This is a genomic window from Ralstonia psammae (assembly GCF_958405935.1).
Classification (GTDB): domain Bacteria; phylum Pseudomonadota; class Gammaproteobacteria; order Burkholderiales; family Burkholderiaceae; genus Ralstonia; species Ralstonia psammae.
Window position 1 is genome coordinate 333,525 of the sequence record NZ_CATZBU010000003.1, and the last position, 17,096, is coordinate 350,620.

Consider the following 17,096-nt stretch of genomic DNA (forward strand, 5'->3'; position numbering starts at 1 on the left):
AATGCCCCTGGCCGCGCGCCCTGGGGCATCGACCCCAATGGGCTCAATGGCCAGGACGCTGCCTGGCCGCGTCAGCGCCGGTGCCGGTGCCGCCCGGCAAGGCATCCAGACACGCACGCAACATTTGCGCAAGACGCGCGGCATCCTTCGCGTCAGTCACGTTGGCGAAGCCCATGACCAAGCCGCGCGGCGTATGTCGCAAACGCGCATTCGCATACCACCACGACAGCGCCCCCACGGCGAGCCCGGCCTCGCGAGCGCGCACGGCAACGGCCACATCGTCGACCGGACCATCGGGGCCGGCGGTGAACCGCACCGGGAACTGGATGCCGCCGTGGGGCATGTCGACGATCATCCGGTCGCCGAACGCCTGCTTCAACGCCTCGGCAATCAGCATGCGCCGTTCTCCGTACAGCGTACGCATGCGCTTGATGTGCCGTGCGAAATGTCCCTGCTCGATGAAGTCGGCCAGGGCGGCCTGCAAGAGCGCGGGGGAGCCGGCATTCATGCTGCCGGCCACGCGCTCGACACGCTCAACGGCGCGCTCGGGCACCACGGCGTAGGCCAGGCGCAAGCCCGGAAACATCACCTTGCTGAACGTGCCGCAATAGATCACACGGTCGCTCTTATCGAGGCTTTTCAGCGCCGGCAATGGTCGCCCCACATAACGAAACTCGCTGTCGTAGTCGTCTTCGATGATCCACCGCGACGCCTTCTCCGCCCACTCCAGCAATGCCATGCGCCGCGCGAGCGACAGCGTGTAGCCGAGCGGCGCCTGATGCGACGGCGTGACCAGCGCAAAGCGCGCCTGCGGGTCTAGCTCCATTCCGCGCGCGACATCAATGCCCTCTTCATCCACGGGCACCGGAACGAGCTGCACGCCCGTTTCGGTCAGAAAGCCGCGCGCAAGCAGGTAGCCGGGGTCTTCAAACCACACGCGGTCGTTCGGGCTCGCAAGGCTGCGCAAGACAAGCTCAAGCGTCGCACGGTAGCCGCTGGTCACGAACACCTGTTCCGGCAAGCAGGTGACGCCGCGCGAGAGGCCGAGATACGTGGCGATGTGTTCGCGCAGCGCCGGATAGCCCATCGGGTTCGGGTAGGCGAGCATCGCGCGGTCGCTACTGCGCGCACGGCGTGACACCAGCCGGTTCCAGAGCTTGCGTGGAAACACGTCGAGCGCCGGCAGCCCCGGCTGCAGCGGCCTCGGCTCGCCGCTCATGTCAACGGCGATGGGGAGGTCGCGTCGCATCGGCTGGCTGCCGCGCGGGGCGCCCTCCGCCTTTGGCGCGCCCTGCCGACCTTGTCCACGTGGCCGGCGCGTGGCCGCTCCTGGCAGCGATGGCGACACGAACGTACCCGCAGCCCCGCGCATGAGCAGATACCCCTCATCCACGAGGATCGTGTAAGCCAGTTCCACCGTGCCCCGCGCGGTATTCAACTGCATGGCAAGGCCGCGCAGCGCCGGCACGCGATCACCGGGGCGCAGATGCCCTGCCGCGATGGCAGTGCGAAATCGCTCGCAGATCTGCAGGTAGATCGGCACCGGTTTCTGCCGATCGATCTCGATGGTCAAGGCGGGCGTCTTTACAGTCATGGCAGTCTTTCCGGCAATCAAACTTGGCCTAGTCAAATCGACATTTCTTGGCCCTTACTCATGGGGCATGATTCTTCCACACTGTCTTCATCCAAGCGCTATGCGCACTCATCCACGTCCTCTGGAGACTCTGTCATGAAGATTGTTGTTATCGGCGGTTCTGGCCTGATCGGCTCACGTCTTGTCACACGGCTTGCGGCAGCCGGCCACACGGCGGTTGCAGCCTCCCCGCGCACCGGCGTCAACACCATCACGGGCGAAGGCCTGAGCAACGCACTGGTCGATGCAGACGTGGTTGTAGACGTCACAAACGCGCCGTCGTGGGAGCCGCAAGCGGTGCTCGACTTCTTCCGCACCTCCGCGCGCAACCTTGGCAAGGCCGAAGTGGCCGCAGGGGTGCGCCACCACGTGACGCTGTCGATTGTCGGCACCGATCGCATGCCCGAAAACGCGTACTTCACCGCCAAGGTTGCGCAGGAAGAAGCGGTTGAAGCAGCCGGCGTGCCGTACACCATCGTGCGCGCCACGCAGTTCATGGAGTTCATCGGCGGCATTGCAGACCTGAGCGCCGACAACGGCACCGTACGCATTGGCGACGGCCTGTTCCAGCCGATCGCCGTGGACGATGTGGTGGCCATCCTCGCGGAGGTCGCACAGGCAGCGCCGCTAAACAGCACCATCGACATTGCTGGCCCCGACCGCGCGCCCTTCGCAGAGATCGTCGCGCGCTATCTGAAGTCAGCCGGCGACGCGCGCCCCGTGGTGAAGGACCCGAGCGCGCGGTACGTCGGTGGGCAGGTCGAGGAACTGTCGCTCGTGCCGCTGGGCGAGGCGCGCATCGGCCATATCAATTTCCAGCAATGGCTGGCGCAGAATCACGTGGAGTAACGCCATGCAATTCACTGCCACAAAAACTGTCGTGTCGTTTGCCGCAGCCTTGCTGCTGCCGATCCTGATGGCTGCGGCGCCAGCCATGGCTGCGCCGCAAGCGAGCGTCACGCCGCTGCGCACCGAGGCGCTGCCGGAATACCCCAGCAAAGAAGTGGAGATGATCGTTGTGGACTACCCGCCCGGCGCCGTCGACCCCGTGCACCGCCATGACGCGCACGCCTTTGTCTACGTGCTGGAGGGCAGCATCGTCATGGGCGTCAAGGGCGGCAAAGAGGTCACACTCAAGCCGGGCGATACGTTCCACGAGGGCCCCAACGACATCCATACCGTCGGGCGCAACGCCAGTGCAACGCAGCCGGCAAAGTTCATGGTGCTGCTCATCAAGAACAAGGGCATGCCGATCCTGACGCCTGTGAAGTAGCTGCAACGGCTTGTGCGGGCACCGGCAACACCGGTGCCGAGCAACGCGCTCTCGAAGGGCCGGCATCAGCCCTGCGTGACACGGAGCCCTATGGTACGGTTGACGGAATGAACGTCATGACCCTCCATCCCGTGTTGGTGCACGGCGGCACCGCTGTACCGCCAGGGGGTGTTACGCCCCATGAGTGATGCGAAACACGATCCGCGCCGCCAGATCCACGCCGAGAAAGTCGCCGTCAGCCGGGCTTTACGCCTGAGCGTGCCGGCAGAGGCGCGGCCCGCGCCGGTGAACCGAAAAGACTGGCTCCGGCAACGGAAGGAACAACTGCAGGCCGCCCGCGTGGCCGCCAAACAGCGACGTGATCAACTCAAGGCAGAAATCCTCTCGGCCGCGCAGGAAGTGGCCCGCGAAGAGCGCGTTGCCGCACGGCTGGAAGCCGAACGCGTCAAGGCGGAAACCAAGTCCGCCAGCGTGCATGCCAAGGAAGACGCACGTGCCGCCGCCAAGTTCGAGCGCAGCAAGCCCGCTCGCCCCACGTCAAAACGCAAGACGCTTGGTACGAAAAAACGCAAATTGGTCACTTACGCCGATCTTTTGCGCATGCGCGGATAATCTGCGCGGTTTCGCGGGACCTTCATAAAACATCAACCCGCACGTCGGCTACACATCCACCTGATCAAGACCGAGTTTGGTCACACGCCAAAGGAGACTGTGAGCATCGCAGCGGCCTGGTGTTTCTCCCGTATTGGCGTGCGCATGAAACCGGGGCCACGCTGCGCCGCCGATCCTTAGCGTGCCTGCACGGCCTCGGCTTCTACGTTCTTGGCGCGAAGCGTCTTGGGCTGGGCATCGAGCTTGCGGAAGATGAACGCAGACAACACGGTTACGACGCCCATGGTGAAGAACGCCAGCCGATACGCCGGCGCGGCCACGCCAAGCTTGACCGAGAAAAGGCTGACAAGCCCGCCCCCGATCGATACGCCCAAGCCGATTGCGAGCATCTGGACCATCGAGAACAAGCTGTTGCCGCTGCCCGCATCCTGGTGCGACAAGCCTTTGAGGGTAATGCTGTTCATGGCGGCAAACTGCATCGAATTCGCCCACCCGAAAACCGACAGTTGCAGGATCGACAGCACCAGCGGCCAGCCCGGCGACATGGCCGCAAACGAGGCAATCGATACCCCCACGACCCACGTTTTGACCTGCAGAAACACGTCGTATCCGAACCGGTTCACAAGGGGAACCACCCAGCGCTTGGCGAGCATGCCGGCAATGGCTATAGGCAACAGCAGCAATCCCGAATGAAACGGCGAATAGCCAAGCTGCAACTGGAACAGCAGCGGCAAGAGAAATGGCACGGCGCCCGAACCGATGCGGCAGAACAGGTTGCCGATCAGCCCAACGCTGAAGTTCGGTTCGCGAAATAGCGCAAGCTGGAACAGCGGCGCCGCGCGCCGCCTTGCGTGCGGAATATAGAGCAGCGCGCTGACGATGCTCACGGCAACCAGCACCGCGCTCCACGGGCTATGCGCACCGTTTTCGAGTGCCAGTGAGAAGGCCACCATGCACAACGACAGCAGCCCGCAGCCAAGCCAGTCGAATGGCGCCACGGCGCGCACGGCGTCCTGCGGCAGATAGCGACGTACCGCGAACAAACCCACGAAACCCACCGGCACGTTGATCAGGAAGATCCAGTGCCACGAGACATCCTGCACAAGCCACCCGCCCAGGGCCGGCCCCAAAAGTGGCCCCACCTGACCCGCCACCGATACGAAGGCCAATGCCGCGATGTACTGCTCGCCCGGAATATTGCGCAACACCGCCAGCCGGCCGATCGGCAACAGCATCGACCCACCAATACCCTGTATCACGCGTGCGATCACCAGTTGCGGCAGGGTGTGCGCCATCGCGCAGAACACCGAACCGAGAACAAAGATCAGGATCGCGCTGAAGTAAACGCGCCGCGTGCCGAACTTGTCCGCCAGCCACCCCGATGCCGGCGTCAGCATGGCCATGGTCAGTGTGTAGGCCACCACCACCGATTTCAGGTCGAGCGGCTTTTCACCCAGGCTGCGCGCCATCGACGGCAGCGCGGTATTGACGATCGTTGTGTCCAGCGCCTGCATGAAAAAGCCGGCAAAGACGATCCACAGCATGGCTTTCTGAGAGGTGCTCTGTGGGGCGGCGGGAGTTGGAGCGATCTGCATGTGAATCCTGAAATGCCTGTCCGGAAAGCGCCGGACATCTACCCGCAATGCTACCGATGGCCAGCCAATCGGGAACCCCTCTAGGGACGTTGACTGTTATCGGAAAATCCGATGACAATGCCCGCATGCTCAATCCCGTTTGGATTCAAACCTTCGCCACGGTGGCCGCGGCACATAGCTTTACGGATGCGGGGCGCCAGCTCGGCCTGTCGCAATCGTCGGTCAGCGATCACATCCGCCGGCTGGAACAAAGCGTGAACCGGCGGTTGTTTGTGCGCGACACCCATTCGCTGTCGCTGACGCCCGATGGCGAGGCGCTACTCGTCCACGCGAAGCTGATCCTCGAATCGCTGGCGCGCGCCGAGCTGCAGTTCAGAGCGCCCAGGCTGCAGGGCCGTGTTCGGCTGGGCTCATCGGAAGACCTGGCGCAGGGGCCGTTGCCCAATCTGCTGGCAGCGTTCCGAGCCACGCATCCGGATGTCGAACTCGAGATCACGATGGGGATGACCAGCAAGCTGTACGAAGGCATCGAAGACGGCTCGCTCGACCTGATTGTCGGCAAGCGCCGCGAGGGCGAGCGACGTGGTGTGCCGCTGTTCCGTGGCCAGCTCGAATGGCTGGCCCGGCCTGGTACCGTGGTCGATGTGGCTCAGCCGCTACCGCTCATCCTCGTCAATGAGCCGAGCGTGACCCGCTCCATCGTGCTGGACACGCTGGCGGCAGCCGGCTGGCTGTGGCGCGTGGTTTGCACCAGCAGCAGTCATTCCGGGTGTACTGCCGCGGCGCGCGGCGGGCTGGGGATTACCGTGCGTGCGCAGAACCTGGCGGGCGGCGGGCTGGTACCCCCCGTCAATGGAGATGTATTACCGCCGCTGCCGGCAATCGAGTTCATTACGTTGTCTGCACGGCGCTTGAGCAAGCCTGCGGAGACGCTCTTGCAGCTCATCCGCAAGAGCGACCTGCGCGCCGGGCGGACGGACTGAGCAACATCCGCCGCGACGAGAACACGGCCTCGTCAACGTGCTTGGCAGTCTGCGCTTCTTCAGGCCGGTTGCCGCCCAATGATTTGGCGCGTTACAGGGCCTTGTCTGCCAAAGCCAGCGCGTCCGCAAGCGAAGGCACGGCGGCGCCAAACTGCGCCATGCCGATGCTGACCGTCGCCAGAATCCCGGCGCTGTCGTTGCGGCGCTGAACCGCCTCTGCAAAGCACTTGGCGACAGCCTCGCCCCGCGCTCTGGCATGGCGCGCATCATCTCCCGACAGCAGCGCGGCGAATTCCTCTCCGCCAATGCGCGCGAGCATTACGTCGGGGCCGAGCACACCCTGCGCGATTTCTGCAAACACCCTGAGTACAGTGTCGCCGGCCTGGTGTCCGTAGCGGTCATTGATGGTGTCCGTACTGCTCCGGCTGAGGCCATCGGGCCTTCTGGACGCATTTCGGTCCCTGGCGGCCTATGTCGCACGCGGTGAAGCGCGGCCCGCGTACAAGCGCGCTTTCGAGGCACCACTCGCGGTGTTCACCGGCCAACCGCCAGCCGGCTGACGAGGCTCAGGCCGCTTTGACCTGTTGCATCGCGTCGAGCTGATCGCCGCCCAGGCTGTCGACCAGGTCGGTCAACATCCGCGCCAGCTCGCCGGTCATCAGCGCGACATCGGAGTCGAAGCGTTCGTCGTCGTTCTGCGCGGTGGGGTCTTCGGCCTCCTTGATCACGTCGAGCGGCGTAACGCGCTTGATCATGAGCGACGGCGTGAGCACGAAGGAGACCCGGTCGTCCCAAGTCATGGCGAGGCGCATGCACTGTTTGCCGGCTTCGATATGCCGGCGCATGTCCTCGGCTTCCAGCGCGTGGCCGACGTATCGCACGGTGGCGCCGCCCTCACCCGTCGAGCGCAACTCCGCGTCCTGGTCTACCGTGAAGCCGCCCGGTGCCTCGCCCGACAGCAGCCACTCCGTCATCGCAGCAACCGGCGAATGCGCAACGTGCACGCTGGTGAGGGGCAACTGATCGATCGACTTCACGAGCAGGCCACGAACGTCATCGGCAACAGCCTGCGAGGCCGCATCGATCACGAGCCAGCCGTTTGCGGTATCGATCCACACACGGGTATCGCGGCGAATGCTGAAGGCGCGCGGCAGCAGTTCGTCGGTCACCTGTTCCTTGAGTTCGCGCAGTTGCTTTCGGCCCGGCTTGAAGCCCTGCTGCTCCTCCACCTCAAGCGCCCGGGCTTTGGTCACCTGATTGATGACGGACGCCGGCAGCAGCTTCTTTTCGGCGCGGAACACCAGCAGCATCTGCCCGTGGTTCGAATACACGAGCGCGCCGTCATCGCGCGGCGATGCCCAGCCGGAGGTCTGCTTCTCTACGCTGTTGCCCGGTTGAAACGCGTGGGGCGCCAGCCATTTTTCAAGCTGGTCAGGGGTAACGGCCCAAGGTGCCGGCAGGCGATGCAGCTGAAGGTTTTTGAACCACATGGGAGTACGGGCAAAGTGCGCGATTCTAAATGATGGCGGCCCCCTCCCCCCAATGGCCGATATCCGGCCCGGCGCGTTCGACGCATTCCGCTGACCGCAGGACTAATATGCAGGCCCGGACGCCGGCATCCGTTGATGACCGATCGGGCATCCGATTGGAGCTGCATGCAACGGTGACAGGCGTTCGCGTTGGGTGCTTCACCATCCCCCTTGACGGATACGGCACAGGTTCGGGTCAACATATCAACAACATCACCACATCGGCACGCGGCGCCAAGCGTGGGCGAACATTGAAGCGAACGACGACAGGACGGGCCATGACTGAGCGCGATACACAGCTCCACGGTAGCTGGCGGTTGGTGTCTTTTGAAACCGAGCTTCAGGACTCAAAGGAACGCACCCAGCCCTGGGGCGAAGATCCCAAGGGGGCGCTGATATTCGGCACTGACGGGCGCATGATGGTGCTCGTGACCGCAAAGGCGCGGGAGCCCGGGAATACAGACGAGACACTCGTGGCGCTGTTCCGTACGGTGATGGCCTATACGGGGCGGTATCGGATCGACGGGGATCGGTTCATCACGAAAGTCGACGCGTCATGGAATGAAGTCTGGAACGGCACTGAGCAGGAACGGTTCTACACGCTCGATGAAGACACGCTCGAGGTCCGTACGGCGTGGATGCCGAATCCATTGGTTTCCGGAAACCCGATAGGAAGAGGTGTTCTCCGTTTCAGGCGCGAGTCACTTCCCCCACCAACCCGATGAGGAGTGGTCTAGCGAGATGCACGATCCAACACTGACGTTTACCGAGCAAGAAGCTTGGGAAGCCTGGCTCGAAGCCAACGGAGCGACTGTGACCGGTGTTTGGCTGCGCATAGCAAAGCGCTCTGCCGAACAACCCACTGTCTCTTATGCGCAGGCACTGGAGAGCGCCCTCTGCTACGGGTGGATCGATGGGCAAAAGCAGGCTGAAAGCGAGCACTACTGGCTACAGCGATTTACACCTAGAACTGCCAAAAGCATCTGGTCGAAGATCAACAAGGCCAAAGCCGAGGCGCTGATTTCCGCCGGAAGGATGCGCCCCACAGGGCTTCGCGCAGTCGAGCTGGCCAAGCGCGACGGGCGTTGGGAGGCCGCCTATTCCTCTGCAAGTACGTCAGCCGTGCCCGATGACCTGCAGCACGCCCTCGACGCCAACCCGAAGGCAAAGCAGTTCTTCGCTACGCTGAACAGCCAGAACCGGTACGCCATCCTGTTCAGGATTCAGAACGTGAAGAAGGCCGAAACGCGCGCAAAGAAGATCTCTCAATTCATCGACATGCTGAGCAATGGCGAGAAGCTCCACCCTTAAGCCCATGGAAATCGCCCATCTGCCCTCGATTCGTTGATCAGTTCTTCCAGCGGCCCTAACGCGTTCACCCAAAAGACTTACTCACTGCCCCATCTCGGGCAATTGCCTGCCCAGGCAGCGTGTGCTGCAGCCCCCTGTCATCTCCATGCAGGCCTGGGATGGCTCGGCTCACAGGCATTTGTGCTCGCTGTGCTGATTCTCAACATTGCTCACATCGGGGGGATTACCCCCACGCGGGCGCTACAGCATCAAGTTTCCTTGCCGTTGCAAGCTTCGTGCAGCGCCATCGGGGCCTGCTGCCAACAAACGGCGCAGTTAAAAGGCCGAACGACCGGGGAAACCACAATGGGGTTCAACAACTTGACGGTGCGCACCAAGCTCACCTTGGCATTTGGCTTTCTGGCGGCGCTGGTGCTGCTGGTTTCAGCGCTTGCGGTACAGGCGCTGAGCGAATCGAACGAGCGTTTTTCCAAATACGTGAACGGCGTCAACGCCCGCGCCTTGCTTTCCGAACGCGTGCGCACGGCGGTGGACCGCCGCGCCATTGCGGCACGCAATCTCGTGCTCGTGACCAAGCCTTCAGACATCGATCTGGAAAAAGCCGCCGTTACACAAGCGCATGACGATGTGCAGAGCCGCCTGGGCAAACTCAAGGCGTTGACAGCGCAAGCCGGTGACACGGATGCGCGCGCGCGACCTGGTTGCAGACATCGACCGCATTGAAGCCAAGTACGGCCCGGTGGCGCTCGCCATCGTCAACGCGGCGCTCGCCGGCAAGCATGAAGAGTCCATCACGATGATGAACGAGCAATGCCGGCCGCTGCTGGCCGCGCTCGTCAAGGCAACCAACGCCTACAGCGAACACGCCCGCGACCGCGCGCATGAAATGGAGCGCCAGTCGGCCGAGCGCTACGCCTTCCAGCGCACGCTGCTCATCGGGATCTGCCTTGCTACCGTGCTGGGGGCCTTTGCTGCCGGCATTCTCATCACCCGTGGCCTGACCCGCGCACTCGGTGCCGAGCCCGATGCCCTCAGTGGCATCACGCGCCGCGTGGCCTCCGGCGACCTCGGCCCCGTACCCGGCGGTGCAGCCGCACCACGCGGCAGCATCCTCGCCTCCATGTCGGAAATGCAGGCCAGCCTTGTGAAGCTGATCGACCAGGTTCGCCAGGCCGCGCACGGCATTGCCAGCGATGTGGGCCAGATTGCCAGCGGCAACCAAGACCTTTCGTCGCGCACGGAGCAACAGGCTTCGTCGCTGCAGGAGACGGCCTCCAGCATGGAAGAGCTGACCTCCACCGTGAAGCAGAACGCCGACAACGCCCAGCAGGCCAGCGCGCTCGCATCGGATGCCTCAGAGATCGCGCAGCGCGGCAGCGCCGTGGTCAGCCACGTGGTCGACACCATGACCGACATCCGCACCAGCTCGGCCAAGGTGGCAGACATCATCGGGCTGATTGAAGGCATCGCGTTCCAGACCAACATCCTTGCGCTCAACGCCGCTGTGGAAGCGGCCCGTGCCGGCGAGCAAGGGCGCGGCTTTGCCGTGGTGGCCAGTGAAGTGCGCAGCCTCGCGCAGCGTTCGTCCAGCGCCGCCAAGGAGATCAAGGAACTCATCAGCACCTCGGTGCAGAAGATCCAGGACGGCTCCAGCCTGGTGGAGACCGCGGGCAAGACCATGACCGAAGTCACACAGGCCGTGGCCCGCGTGACCGACATCATGGGCGAGATTGCCGCCGCCTCTGTCGAGCAGAGCCGTGGCATCGAACAGATCAACCTGGCGATTACGCAGATGGACGAAGTCACGCAGCAGAACGCCGCGCTGGTCGAGCAGGCAGCGGCCGCGTCCACATCGTTGGAAGGCCAGGGTCAGCAACTGAGCCACGCGGTAGCGTTCTTCCGTCTGCACTCGTAATCGCAAAACGCAAGAACGGGCGCAACGCAGAGATCAGCGCCCACAGCATGACCCGCTCGACTTCTTCGTACCATTTGAGCCTAGAAAATCGTCCTGCCAGCGCTTGTTAGGCGGCGCTGGCGAGATAGCTCGCGATGCCGCTCGCATCGCTCGCTCAGTGGTTGTCAAATCCGAACCTCTGCGAACCGCTCAAGACCTGCAGTCAAGCTCGTTTCGCTGCACGTCTGGCGGGAGGCTGGCGCTCCCAGCCCCAATATTCGGTGGAAACGGCATATTCACTGCGCAGTGAATATGCTGCCCGCCCCAGTCGGGCACTCCAGGTCAGAATCGTGAAACCGTAAGAAATCACACGAAAACGAAGACCCCCACTTAAATCAAAATTTTTGTATTTTTTACATTTTGAGGATTATTGAAAATTATTGGCGCGCTCACCGTTTATATTCATGCTCCATTCTGGATTTGCATTTTTATGAATTGCCCGCCGAATTATCAAATGCATTTACACAATAATGAAGTTGATCGCTCGCCCAATAGCCTTGATCAGTTTATCGACGTCCGCTATCGCCCGCTTACGCATATGCGGATTGATTAACCGCTAGCGACAGATCGATTCATTCAGTCGCCATTTTTTTCGCCATTCTTGAAAAATCCACATCGAAGTTGCGAGCCAGTGGAGTGCGCCGTAGCGACCACTTGCAGCACGATTTCGCGCAAAAATTAACGCAATTCGATGTTCCGGGCTTTTGCATCTAGCTAATCGCCTCGAAAAGCCCTCATCGCAAGCTGTCACGCGAGCCCTATTTTGGCTTGGGAACACACATTTATTCTCGATTTGAATAAACGACGCATAGTCGCGCCTATGCAAGCGACTTTTTTCCAGTGGCACCCTCGCACTGCCGCAGCCGTCATATCGTTAGGAAAATCAGCATGCTGAAAAAGCTCCACCATGCCGCATATCGTTGCCGTGACGCCGCAGAGACTGTGGATTTTTACACCAAGGGTATCGGTTTGAAATTCGCGGCCACGATGATCAACCACGTGCCGTCGACCGGACTCAAGGCAGTGAATAACAACGTCTTTTTCGAAATGGAGGACGGCAGTTATATCTGCTTTTTCGAAATTCTCGGAAGCAACGAACCTGTGGTTCCTATCGAAAACGACTGGGCACAGCATCTGGCGCTCGAGGTATGCGACGAGGCCCGCGCGGAAGAGATCAGCGCGCGGCTTCGTGCTCGCGGTGTGAACGTGGTCGGCCCCGTCGTTCACGGTGAATTGGCCCGTTCCTGGTACTTCAATGATCCAAGCGGCCACCGGATGGAGTTGATCGTGAAGCCCGAGGTGGCCCCGACTGCCATCTGGGACAGCTTCAGCGCTTCGGCATACGACGATCTCGCGAAATGGGTGGAAATGAAGAAGAACGTCGCCGGCTGAGAATGCGCACTCTCACGCCGGTTGCCTTGCCGAGTTCCATTTCACAACAGCGATGAAAGTGATTGAGGTCAAGCCGTGAAGACAATGAGCTATTGGGATTACATCAAAGTCGAGGAGTTGCTAGCCCTGCAGGGAGGCACCAGCGAGGATGAGAGACACGTCGGCAATGACGAGGCGCTCTTCATTGTCGTGCATCAGATTTACGAACTCTGGTTCAAGCTCATCCTGCGCGAGCTTACGTTTGTACGCGACGTCCTTCGGCAAGACCCGGTGCCCGCTCACGAGATCACGCAGGGTGTGCGGTCGCTGCGCCGGGCCATCGCCGTCTTCGAGCAAGCGAATCAGCACTTTCGCGTGATGGAGACGATGACGACGCGCGATTTTCTGGATTTCCGTGAGCGACTGGCGCCTGCAAGCGGCTTCCAATCTGCGCAGCTGCGCGAGATTGAGATCCTGCTCGGCTTGGAGGACAACGAGCGGATCCAGATGGGCCAGGGCGCTTCCTTCAAAGACGCGCTCAAACTCCAGGATGGGGCGTTGTCCTCGGCCGCACGTCGCGTCGAGGCGCGCGCGACCCAAGGCCAGAGTCTCAAGCACTGTCTCTACGAATGGCTTTCGCGCATGCCCATCGACGGCTCGAATGAACCGGCCGTCATCGAACGTTTCCTGCGCGATTACGTCAGCGCCCTGCGCGCCGAGAGTCGGCGTCGCTTTCGGACCGCGATCGACAGAGCGCTCGCGCCGCAGGAGCTTGAGCAGCTGACCGCACGGTATCAGGCAGAGGATCAAAGCGCCGAAACATACCTGCTCGCCGAGGAAGATCCCGAGGCGGACGCAGCGACCCGCGAGAAGCGCCGCGCCGCCCGTGCCGCAATGGTTTTCATCGAGAGCTACCGCGAGCTGCCCCAGCTCGCATGGCCGCGCGAGATGCTCGAAAGCGTTCTGGAGTTGGAACAGTCGATGCTGATCTGGCGGCAGCGGCATGCACGCATGGTGGAGCGGATCATTGGACGGCGCGTCGGTACGGGCGGCTCCGCCGGGGTCGACTACCTGGATCAGACCGCGCTTCGTTATCGCGTGTTCTCTGACCTTTGGACAGTTCGCTCCATGCTCCTGCGCAAATCGAGTGTCCCCGAGATCCAGCGCGGCGTCAGCTATGAATTCGCTGTGGAGGCAGTGCAGTGATGCTGCGATCCGCATGCGATGAATCGCCGCTGTATCTCACGCCGCGAATGCTTAGTACGTGGCGGTCGTTCGCCATCCGGAGGACAAACCAATGAAAGGCATGCGCATTGCCGTCGTGGGTGGAAGCATGGCCGGCTTGCTGAGCGCCCTTGCGTTCGCGCGCAGCGGTGCCGAGGTCGAACTCCTGGATCGCGACAACATGTTCGTACGCCCGCACGGCGCGGGCGAGACAGGCGCCACCATCGATGCCGAGTGGAGGCGCGGCGTCCCGCAAGCCCGGCACACACACGCGCTGTCGGCGCTCGGGCGCAAGATTTTCCGGGAGCGCATGCCCGATGTCTGGAATGCGCTCCTGGAAGCCGGTGCAATCGAGATGCCGTTCGGCGGCCGCCTTGAAGACGCCTCCGCCGTGCCTCGGTGCAGCGATGCAGATCTCTTCGGCCTCTCGGGTCGTCGCTCCCTGATTGAAAACGTACTTCGGCGCATCGTGCTCGCGCAGCGGAACGTCAAGGTGCGGGAGGGCGTCACCGCTATGGGCCTGCTCGCCAGTCCAGGTGCCACGCCCGTCATCGAGGGCGTCCGGACCTCGCTCGGGGACATCCGGGCCGACCTGACGATCGACGCGCTTGGTCGGGCGTCTCCCTTTGGCAAGTGGCTGCGCGCGCTCGGTGCGCGTGCGCCGGAAGAGACGGCCGAGCCCTGCGGGCTGGTCTACCTGACGCGGTGGTATCGCCTCCGCAGCCGGCCAGCCGTGCAGCTCAACGCGGGCTTTTCGGCGGGTGGCTATGCATCATCGAGCGGATGCATCGCCTGCCCGGCGGATAACGATTACGTCTCCATCACGGTGATGACACCGCATGGCGATACGGCCCTGTCCCCTCTCGCCAACGAGCCGGCCTTCACCGCTGCCGCACGGCTCCACCCCGGCATATCGGCGTGGCTCGAGCCCGGCGTCTGCGAGCCCGTGTCGGCTGTCCTCCGTTGGCCCGGTTGCGAGAACCGCTTTCGCCGTTTCGTCGTCGACGGTGAACCCATCGCGCTTGGGTTGATCGCGGTTGGTGATGCGCTCTGCGTCACCAATCCGACGTACACGCGCGGCATGTCGCTCGCGGCGCAGCACGCGTTTTTCGTCGCAGACATCGTTGGACAGGGTGGTCTTGGTGATCTACGCCGGCTGGCGATGAGCGTGGACGAGATTGCACAGCACATGCTCCGTCCGTGGTTTGAAGACAGCGTCGCACAGGACCGTTTGCGCAACGCCCTCTGGAGAGGCGAGCCCCGCCCGCAAACACCGCAAGACGTGGTGACACTGCAGCAGATCGCACTCGCGGCGCGCCATGACGACGTTGTCTGGCATGCGCTGGCGCGGCGCTCAGGGATGCTTGACGCGCCCAACGCGATCTTCACGCGCCACGACGTGCTTGCCCGCGTTCGCAGCGTGCTCGCGCAGCATGCTCCGACTCCGATGCCGGGGCCGTCGAAAGCCGATCTTTTGCAAGTCATTGATGCGCAGCTGGGGTTGCAATCGCCAGCCTTGTCACATGCAGAGCCGTTTTGATGTGGAGCCAAACATGCATTCAAAGTGGGAATTCAAGGACAGTCCAAAGGACTTTCGAAGTCAGTTCTTGCTCGATACGAGCGTAACGTGCCTCAATCACGGCATGCTGGGGGCGTGTCCTGCCGACGTGCTGGAGCGGCAGAACGAACTGCGCGCGCGCATCGAGCGTCAGCCCTCTGCGTTCATCCTTCGTGATCTCGCGGGTCTGCTCGATGAGGCGCGACAGGCTCTGGCCGAGCTGATCTCGGCCGACGCAGACGATCTGGTCCTGCTGCCCAATGTCACGACGGCGTTGAGTGCGGTACTCCGTTCGCGTTCGTTCGCGCCCGGAGACGAGATCCTCACGACAAACCACGCTTACCTTTCGTGCACGAACCTGCTCGATTTCGTGGCGCGACAAACGGGAGCGCGAGTAGTGGTCGCAGCCGTGCCGACGCCCGTGACGCACGCGGACGCGGTCATCGATGCAGTGCTCCAACATGCCACGCCACGCACGCGGCTGGCCGTCCTCGACCACGTCACCAGCCCCACCGGGCTGATTTTCCCGATCGCGGCGCTGGTCGAACAGCTTTCGGTCAGAGGCATCGACACACTCGTCGACGGAGCCCATGCCCCAGGGATGCTTCCCCTCGATGTGCAGGCCATTGGCGCCGCGTATTACGCGGGCAACTGTCACAAGTGGCTCTGCAGCCCGCGCGGCGCCGGCTTCCTCCATGTCCGGCGGGATCGCCAGGAAGGTCTGCATCCGCCGGTGATCAGCCGCGGCTACGGCGTCACGAGCGCGGGCCGCCCTCGGCTGCATCTCGAGTTCGATTGGCTCGGCACGGCCGATCCGACACCACTGCTCTGCGTGGCGGATGCGATCCGCTTCCTGAACCGCCTACTGCCAGGCGGCTTGCCTGATCTCATGGCGCACAACCACGCCCTTGTTCTGGAAGGTGCGCGGCGCATGGCGCAGGCGTTGCCGCTCACTCGGCTCGCGCCCGATTCGATGGTCGGCAGCATGGTCGCCTTCCAACTTTCCGACACACCCGGGCCCGCGCCTGACGATGCGGCGGCATCGCTCCAGCGGTGGCTTTACGACGCGCACCGCATCGACGTTGCCGTCACGGCGTGGCCGGCAGCGCGCAGCCGCGTGCTGCGCGTCTCAGCGCAGATCTACAACACGATCGACGATTTCATTCGACTTGGTGACGCACTGCAAAGCGTCATTGAAAACCCGCAAGACATGGGCACGCTGGCGCGTGCCCGCACCTAGAAGAGTACTGAATCATGAAACCTGAAACTCAAAAGGCCCGGCACGTCCTGATCACCGGGGGCAGCGGCGGGATCGGCATCGAGCTGATCCGCGTCTTCGCGCAGGCGTCCGACCATGTGACATTCACCTACCGGCCCGGCGAAGACAGCCGCAGACGCGCACTCAGCCTTGTCGAGACGTTCCGCGACAAGCGGGTCGTAGCGCTGCCCCTGGACGTGGGTGACCGGGAAAGCCACGGGCAGCTCATGCAAGCCCTGGACGAACCTGTGGACATCATGATCCACAACGCCGGCGTCGGCACGAAAACCGTGGAGCGCGCAGCGTCGACATACAAGGGACAGGACGAGGCGTTCTTCCGGGTCAACGCCATCGGCCCGCTCTGGCTGAGCGAGGATCTCCTTCCGAGCATGCGGGAAAGCGGGCGGGGCAAGATCCTCTTTGTCAGCTCTGTGGACGGCGGGATCACCCATTTCCCCCGCTTCCGCGCCGCAGACGGCATGAGCAAGGCCGCCGTCGCGTTTCTCGGCCGGCAGCTCGCGGCCACGCTCGCGTATACGGGCATCGACGTCTTCACCGTGTGCCCGGGTGCGACCGATACGCCGATGTTCCAGGCAAGCACCCTGCAGGGGCTCTCTCCGGAGCAACGTCGGGCGCTTGAGACCTCGCTGCCCGGAGGCCGCCTGATCGAACCGCGTGAGATTGCCGACCTTTGTTTTTATCTTTGTCGAGACGAGGCGCGCATTCTGCGAGGCGCTGTGATCGACGCCTCCCTCGGACTGGGCGTCTGCCCGGCCGTCATGTCATAAGGAGCCC

15 protein-coding genes and 2 pseudogenes are annotated in these 17,096 nt (G+C 62.9%); 13 read left to right on the top strand and 4 right to left on the bottom strand.

Going from position 1 to position 17,096, the window contains the following annotated elements; all coding sequences use genetic code 11:
- Positions 1–43: 43 nt before the first annotated feature.
- The gene (gene pdxR, locus R2N16_RS08245) at positions 44–1,594 is read right to left on the bottom strand and encodes a MocR-like pyridoxine biosynthesis transcription factor PdxR (RefSeq protein WP_316665147.1); all 1,551 of its coding nucleotides are present in this window, start codon (positions 1,592–1,594) and stop codon (positions 44–46) included.
- Positions 1,595–1,729: 135 nt separating this feature from the next.
- On the opposite strand from pdxR, the gene R2N16_RS08250 reads away from it, so the two are divergent.
- The 3 genes from R2N16_RS08250 to R2N16_RS08260 all read left to right on the top strand — a co-directional run bounded on the left by R2N16_RS08250 (position 1,730) and on the right by R2N16_RS08260 (position 3,518).
- Positions 1,730–2,482 carry an SDR family oxidoreductase gene (locus R2N16_RS08250; RefSeq protein ID WP_316665149.1) on the top strand — a complete coding sequence of 251 codons (753 nt, stop codon included), beginning with the start codon at positions 1,730–1,732 and terminating at the stop codon, positions 2,480–2,482.
- 4 nt (positions 2,483–2,486) lie between these two features.
- On the top strand, positions 2,487–2,906 hold the full coding sequence (locus R2N16_RS08255) for a cupin domain-containing protein (RefSeq protein WP_316665150.1): 420 nt from the start codon (positions 2,487–2,489) through the stop codon (positions 2,904–2,906).
- Between the two features lie 180 nt (positions 2,907–3,086).
- Entirely contained in the window at positions 3,087–3,518 is a 432-nt protein-coding gene (locus tag R2N16_RS08260) for a hypothetical protein (protein WP_316665151.1), read from the top strand.
- Positions 3,519–3,694: 176 nt separating this feature from the next.
- On the opposite strand, the gene mdtD is transcribed toward R2N16_RS08260, so the two are convergent.
- A complete protein-coding gene (gene mdtD / locus R2N16_RS08265; protein WP_316665152.1) occupies positions 3,695–5,113 on the bottom strand; it encodes a multidrug transporter subunit MdtD in 1,419 nt (472 codons plus the stop codon).
- 125 nt (positions 5,114–5,238) lie between these two features.
- Between mdtD and R2N16_RS08270 the strand changes: the two genes are divergently transcribed.
- The gene (locus R2N16_RS08270; protein ID WP_316665153.1) at positions 5,239–6,096 is read left to right on the top strand and encodes a LysR family transcriptional regulator; all 858 of its coding nucleotides are present in this window, start codon (positions 5,239–5,241) and stop codon (positions 6,094–6,096) included.
- A 91-nt stretch (positions 6,097–6,187) separates the two neighbouring features.
- Here the strand turns inward: R2N16_RS08270 and R2N16_RS08275 are convergent, their stop codons facing one another.
- Positions 6,188–6,457, bottom strand: coding sequence for a diguanylate cyclase domain-containing protein (locus R2N16_RS08275; protein WP_316665154.1), 270 nt, complete (start codon positions 6,455–6,457; stop codon positions 6,188–6,190).
- A gap of 40 nt (positions 6,458–6,497) precedes the next feature.
- Between R2N16_RS08275 and R2N16_RS08280 the strand changes: the two are divergent.
- Positions 6,498–6,656, top strand: a pseudogene (locus R2N16_RS08280) (glutathione S-transferase family protein); the annotation flags it as partial.
- Between the two features lie 6 nt (positions 6,657–6,662).
- Here the strand turns inward: R2N16_RS08280 and R2N16_RS08285 are convergent.
- On the bottom strand, positions 6,663–7,586 hold the full coding sequence (locus R2N16_RS08285; RefSeq protein ID WP_316665155.1) for a recombination-associated protein RdgC: 924 nt from the start codon (positions 7,584–7,586) through the stop codon (positions 6,663–6,665).
- 317 nt (positions 7,587–7,903) lie between these two features.
- On the opposite strand from R2N16_RS08285, the gene R2N16_RS08290 reads away from it, so the two are divergent.
- The 8 genes and pseudogenes from R2N16_RS08290 (at position 7,904) to R2N16_RS08325 (ending at position 17,089) form a co-directional block, all read left to right on the top strand.
- On the top strand, positions 7,904–8,350 hold the full coding sequence (locus R2N16_RS08290) for a lipocalin-like domain-containing protein (protein WP_316665156.1): 447 nt from the start codon (positions 7,904–7,906) through the stop codon (positions 8,348–8,350).
- A 16-nt stretch (positions 8,351–8,366) separates the two neighbouring features.
- Entirely contained in the window at positions 8,367–8,936 is a 570-nt protein-coding gene (locus R2N16_RS08295) for a YdeI/OmpD-associated family protein (protein ID WP_316665157.1), read from the top strand.
- 345 nt (positions 8,937–9,281) lie between these two features.
- A pseudogene (locus R2N16_RS08300) lies at positions 9,282–10,839 on the top strand (methyl-accepting chemotaxis protein); the annotation flags it as partial.
- 939 nt (positions 10,840–11,778) lie between these two features.
- Positions 11,779–12,282, top strand: a complete 504-nt coding sequence (locus R2N16_RS08305) for a VOC family protein (protein ID WP_316665158.1) — start codon at positions 11,779–11,781, stop codon at positions 12,280–12,282.
- Positions 12,283–12,366: 84 nt separating this feature from the next.
- On the top strand, positions 12,367–13,467 hold the full coding sequence (locus R2N16_RS08310) for a tryptophan 2,3-dioxygenase family protein (protein WP_316665410.1): 1,101 nt from the start codon (positions 12,367–12,369) through the stop codon (positions 13,465–13,467).
- 91 nt (positions 13,468–13,558) lie between these two features.
- A complete protein-coding gene (locus R2N16_RS08315) occupies positions 13,559–15,025 on the top strand; it encodes an FAD-dependent oxidoreductase (RefSeq protein ID WP_316665159.1) in 1,467 nt (488 codons plus the stop codon).
- 13 nt (positions 15,026–15,038) lie between these two features.
- On the top strand, positions 15,039–16,283 hold the full coding sequence (locus R2N16_RS08320; RefSeq protein ID WP_316665160.1) for an aminotransferase class V-fold PLP-dependent enzyme: 1,245 nt from the start codon (positions 15,039–15,041) through the stop codon (positions 16,281–16,283).
- 14 nt (positions 16,284–16,297) lie between these two features.
- Complete coding sequence (locus R2N16_RS08325) at positions 16,298–17,089, top strand: SDR family oxidoreductase (protein WP_316665161.1); 792 nt, start codon at positions 16,298–16,300, stop codon at positions 17,087–17,089.
- Positions 17,090–17,096 lie beyond the last annotated feature (7 nt).

What these genes read in the sequence shown, in the direction of transcription:
- R2N16_RS08325 (WP_316665161.1), top strand. Translation starts at nt 16,298, where the DNA reads ATGAAACCTGAAACTCAAAAGGCCCGGCACGTCCTGATCACCGGGGGC.
- R2N16_RS08290 (WP_316665156.1), top strand. Translation starts at nt 7,904, where the DNA reads ATGACTGAGCGCGATACACAGCTCCACGGTAGCTGGCGGTTGGTGTCT.
- R2N16_RS08270 (WP_316665153.1), top strand. Translation starts at nt 5,239, where the DNA reads ATGCTCAATCCCGTTTGGATTCAAACCTTCGCCACGGTGGCCGCGGCA.
- R2N16_RS08305 (WP_316665158.1), top strand. Translation starts at nt 11,779, where the DNA reads ATGCTGAAAAAGCTCCACCATGCCGCATATCGTTGCCGTGACGCCGCA.
- R2N16_RS08320 (WP_316665160.1), top strand. Translation starts at nt 15,039, where the DNA reads ATGCATTCAAAGTGGGAATTCAAGGACAGTCCAAAGGACTTTCGAAGT.
- R2N16_RS08315 (WP_316665159.1), top strand. Translation starts at nt 13,559, where the DNA reads ATGAAAGGCATGCGCATTGCCGTCGTGGGTGGAAGCATGGCCGGCTTG.
- R2N16_RS08285 (WP_316665155.1), bottom strand. Translation starts at nt 7,586, where the DNA reads ATGTGGTTCAAAAACCTTCAGCTGCATCGCCTGCCGGCACCTTGGGCC.
- R2N16_RS08260 (WP_316665151.1), top strand. Translation starts at nt 3,087, where the DNA reads ATGAGTGATGCGAAACACGATCCGCGCCGCCAGATCCACGCCGAGAAA.
- R2N16_RS08295 (WP_316665157.1), top strand. Translation starts at nt 8,367, where the DNA reads ATGCACGATCCAACACTGACGTTTACCGAGCAAGAAGCTTGGGAAGCC.
- R2N16_RS08250 (WP_316665149.1), top strand. Translation starts at nt 1,730, where the DNA reads ATGAAGATTGTTGTTATCGGCGGTTCTGGCCTGATCGGCTCACGTCTT.
- pdxR (WP_316665147.1), bottom strand. Translation starts at nt 1,594, where the DNA reads ATGACTGTAAAGACGCCCGCCTTGACCATCGAGATCGATCGGCAGAAA.
- R2N16_RS08310 (WP_316665410.1), top strand. Translation starts at nt 12,367, where the DNA reads ATGAGCTATTGGGATTACATCAAAGTCGAGGAGTTGCTAGCCCTGCAG.
- R2N16_RS08255 (WP_316665150.1), top strand. Translation starts at nt 2,487, where the DNA reads ATGCAATTCACTGCCACAAAAACTGTCGTGTCGTTTGCCGCAGCCTTG.
- mdtD (WP_316665152.1), bottom strand. Translation starts at nt 5,113, where the DNA reads ATGCAGATCGCTCCAACTCCCGCCGCCCCACAGAGCACCTCTCAGAAA.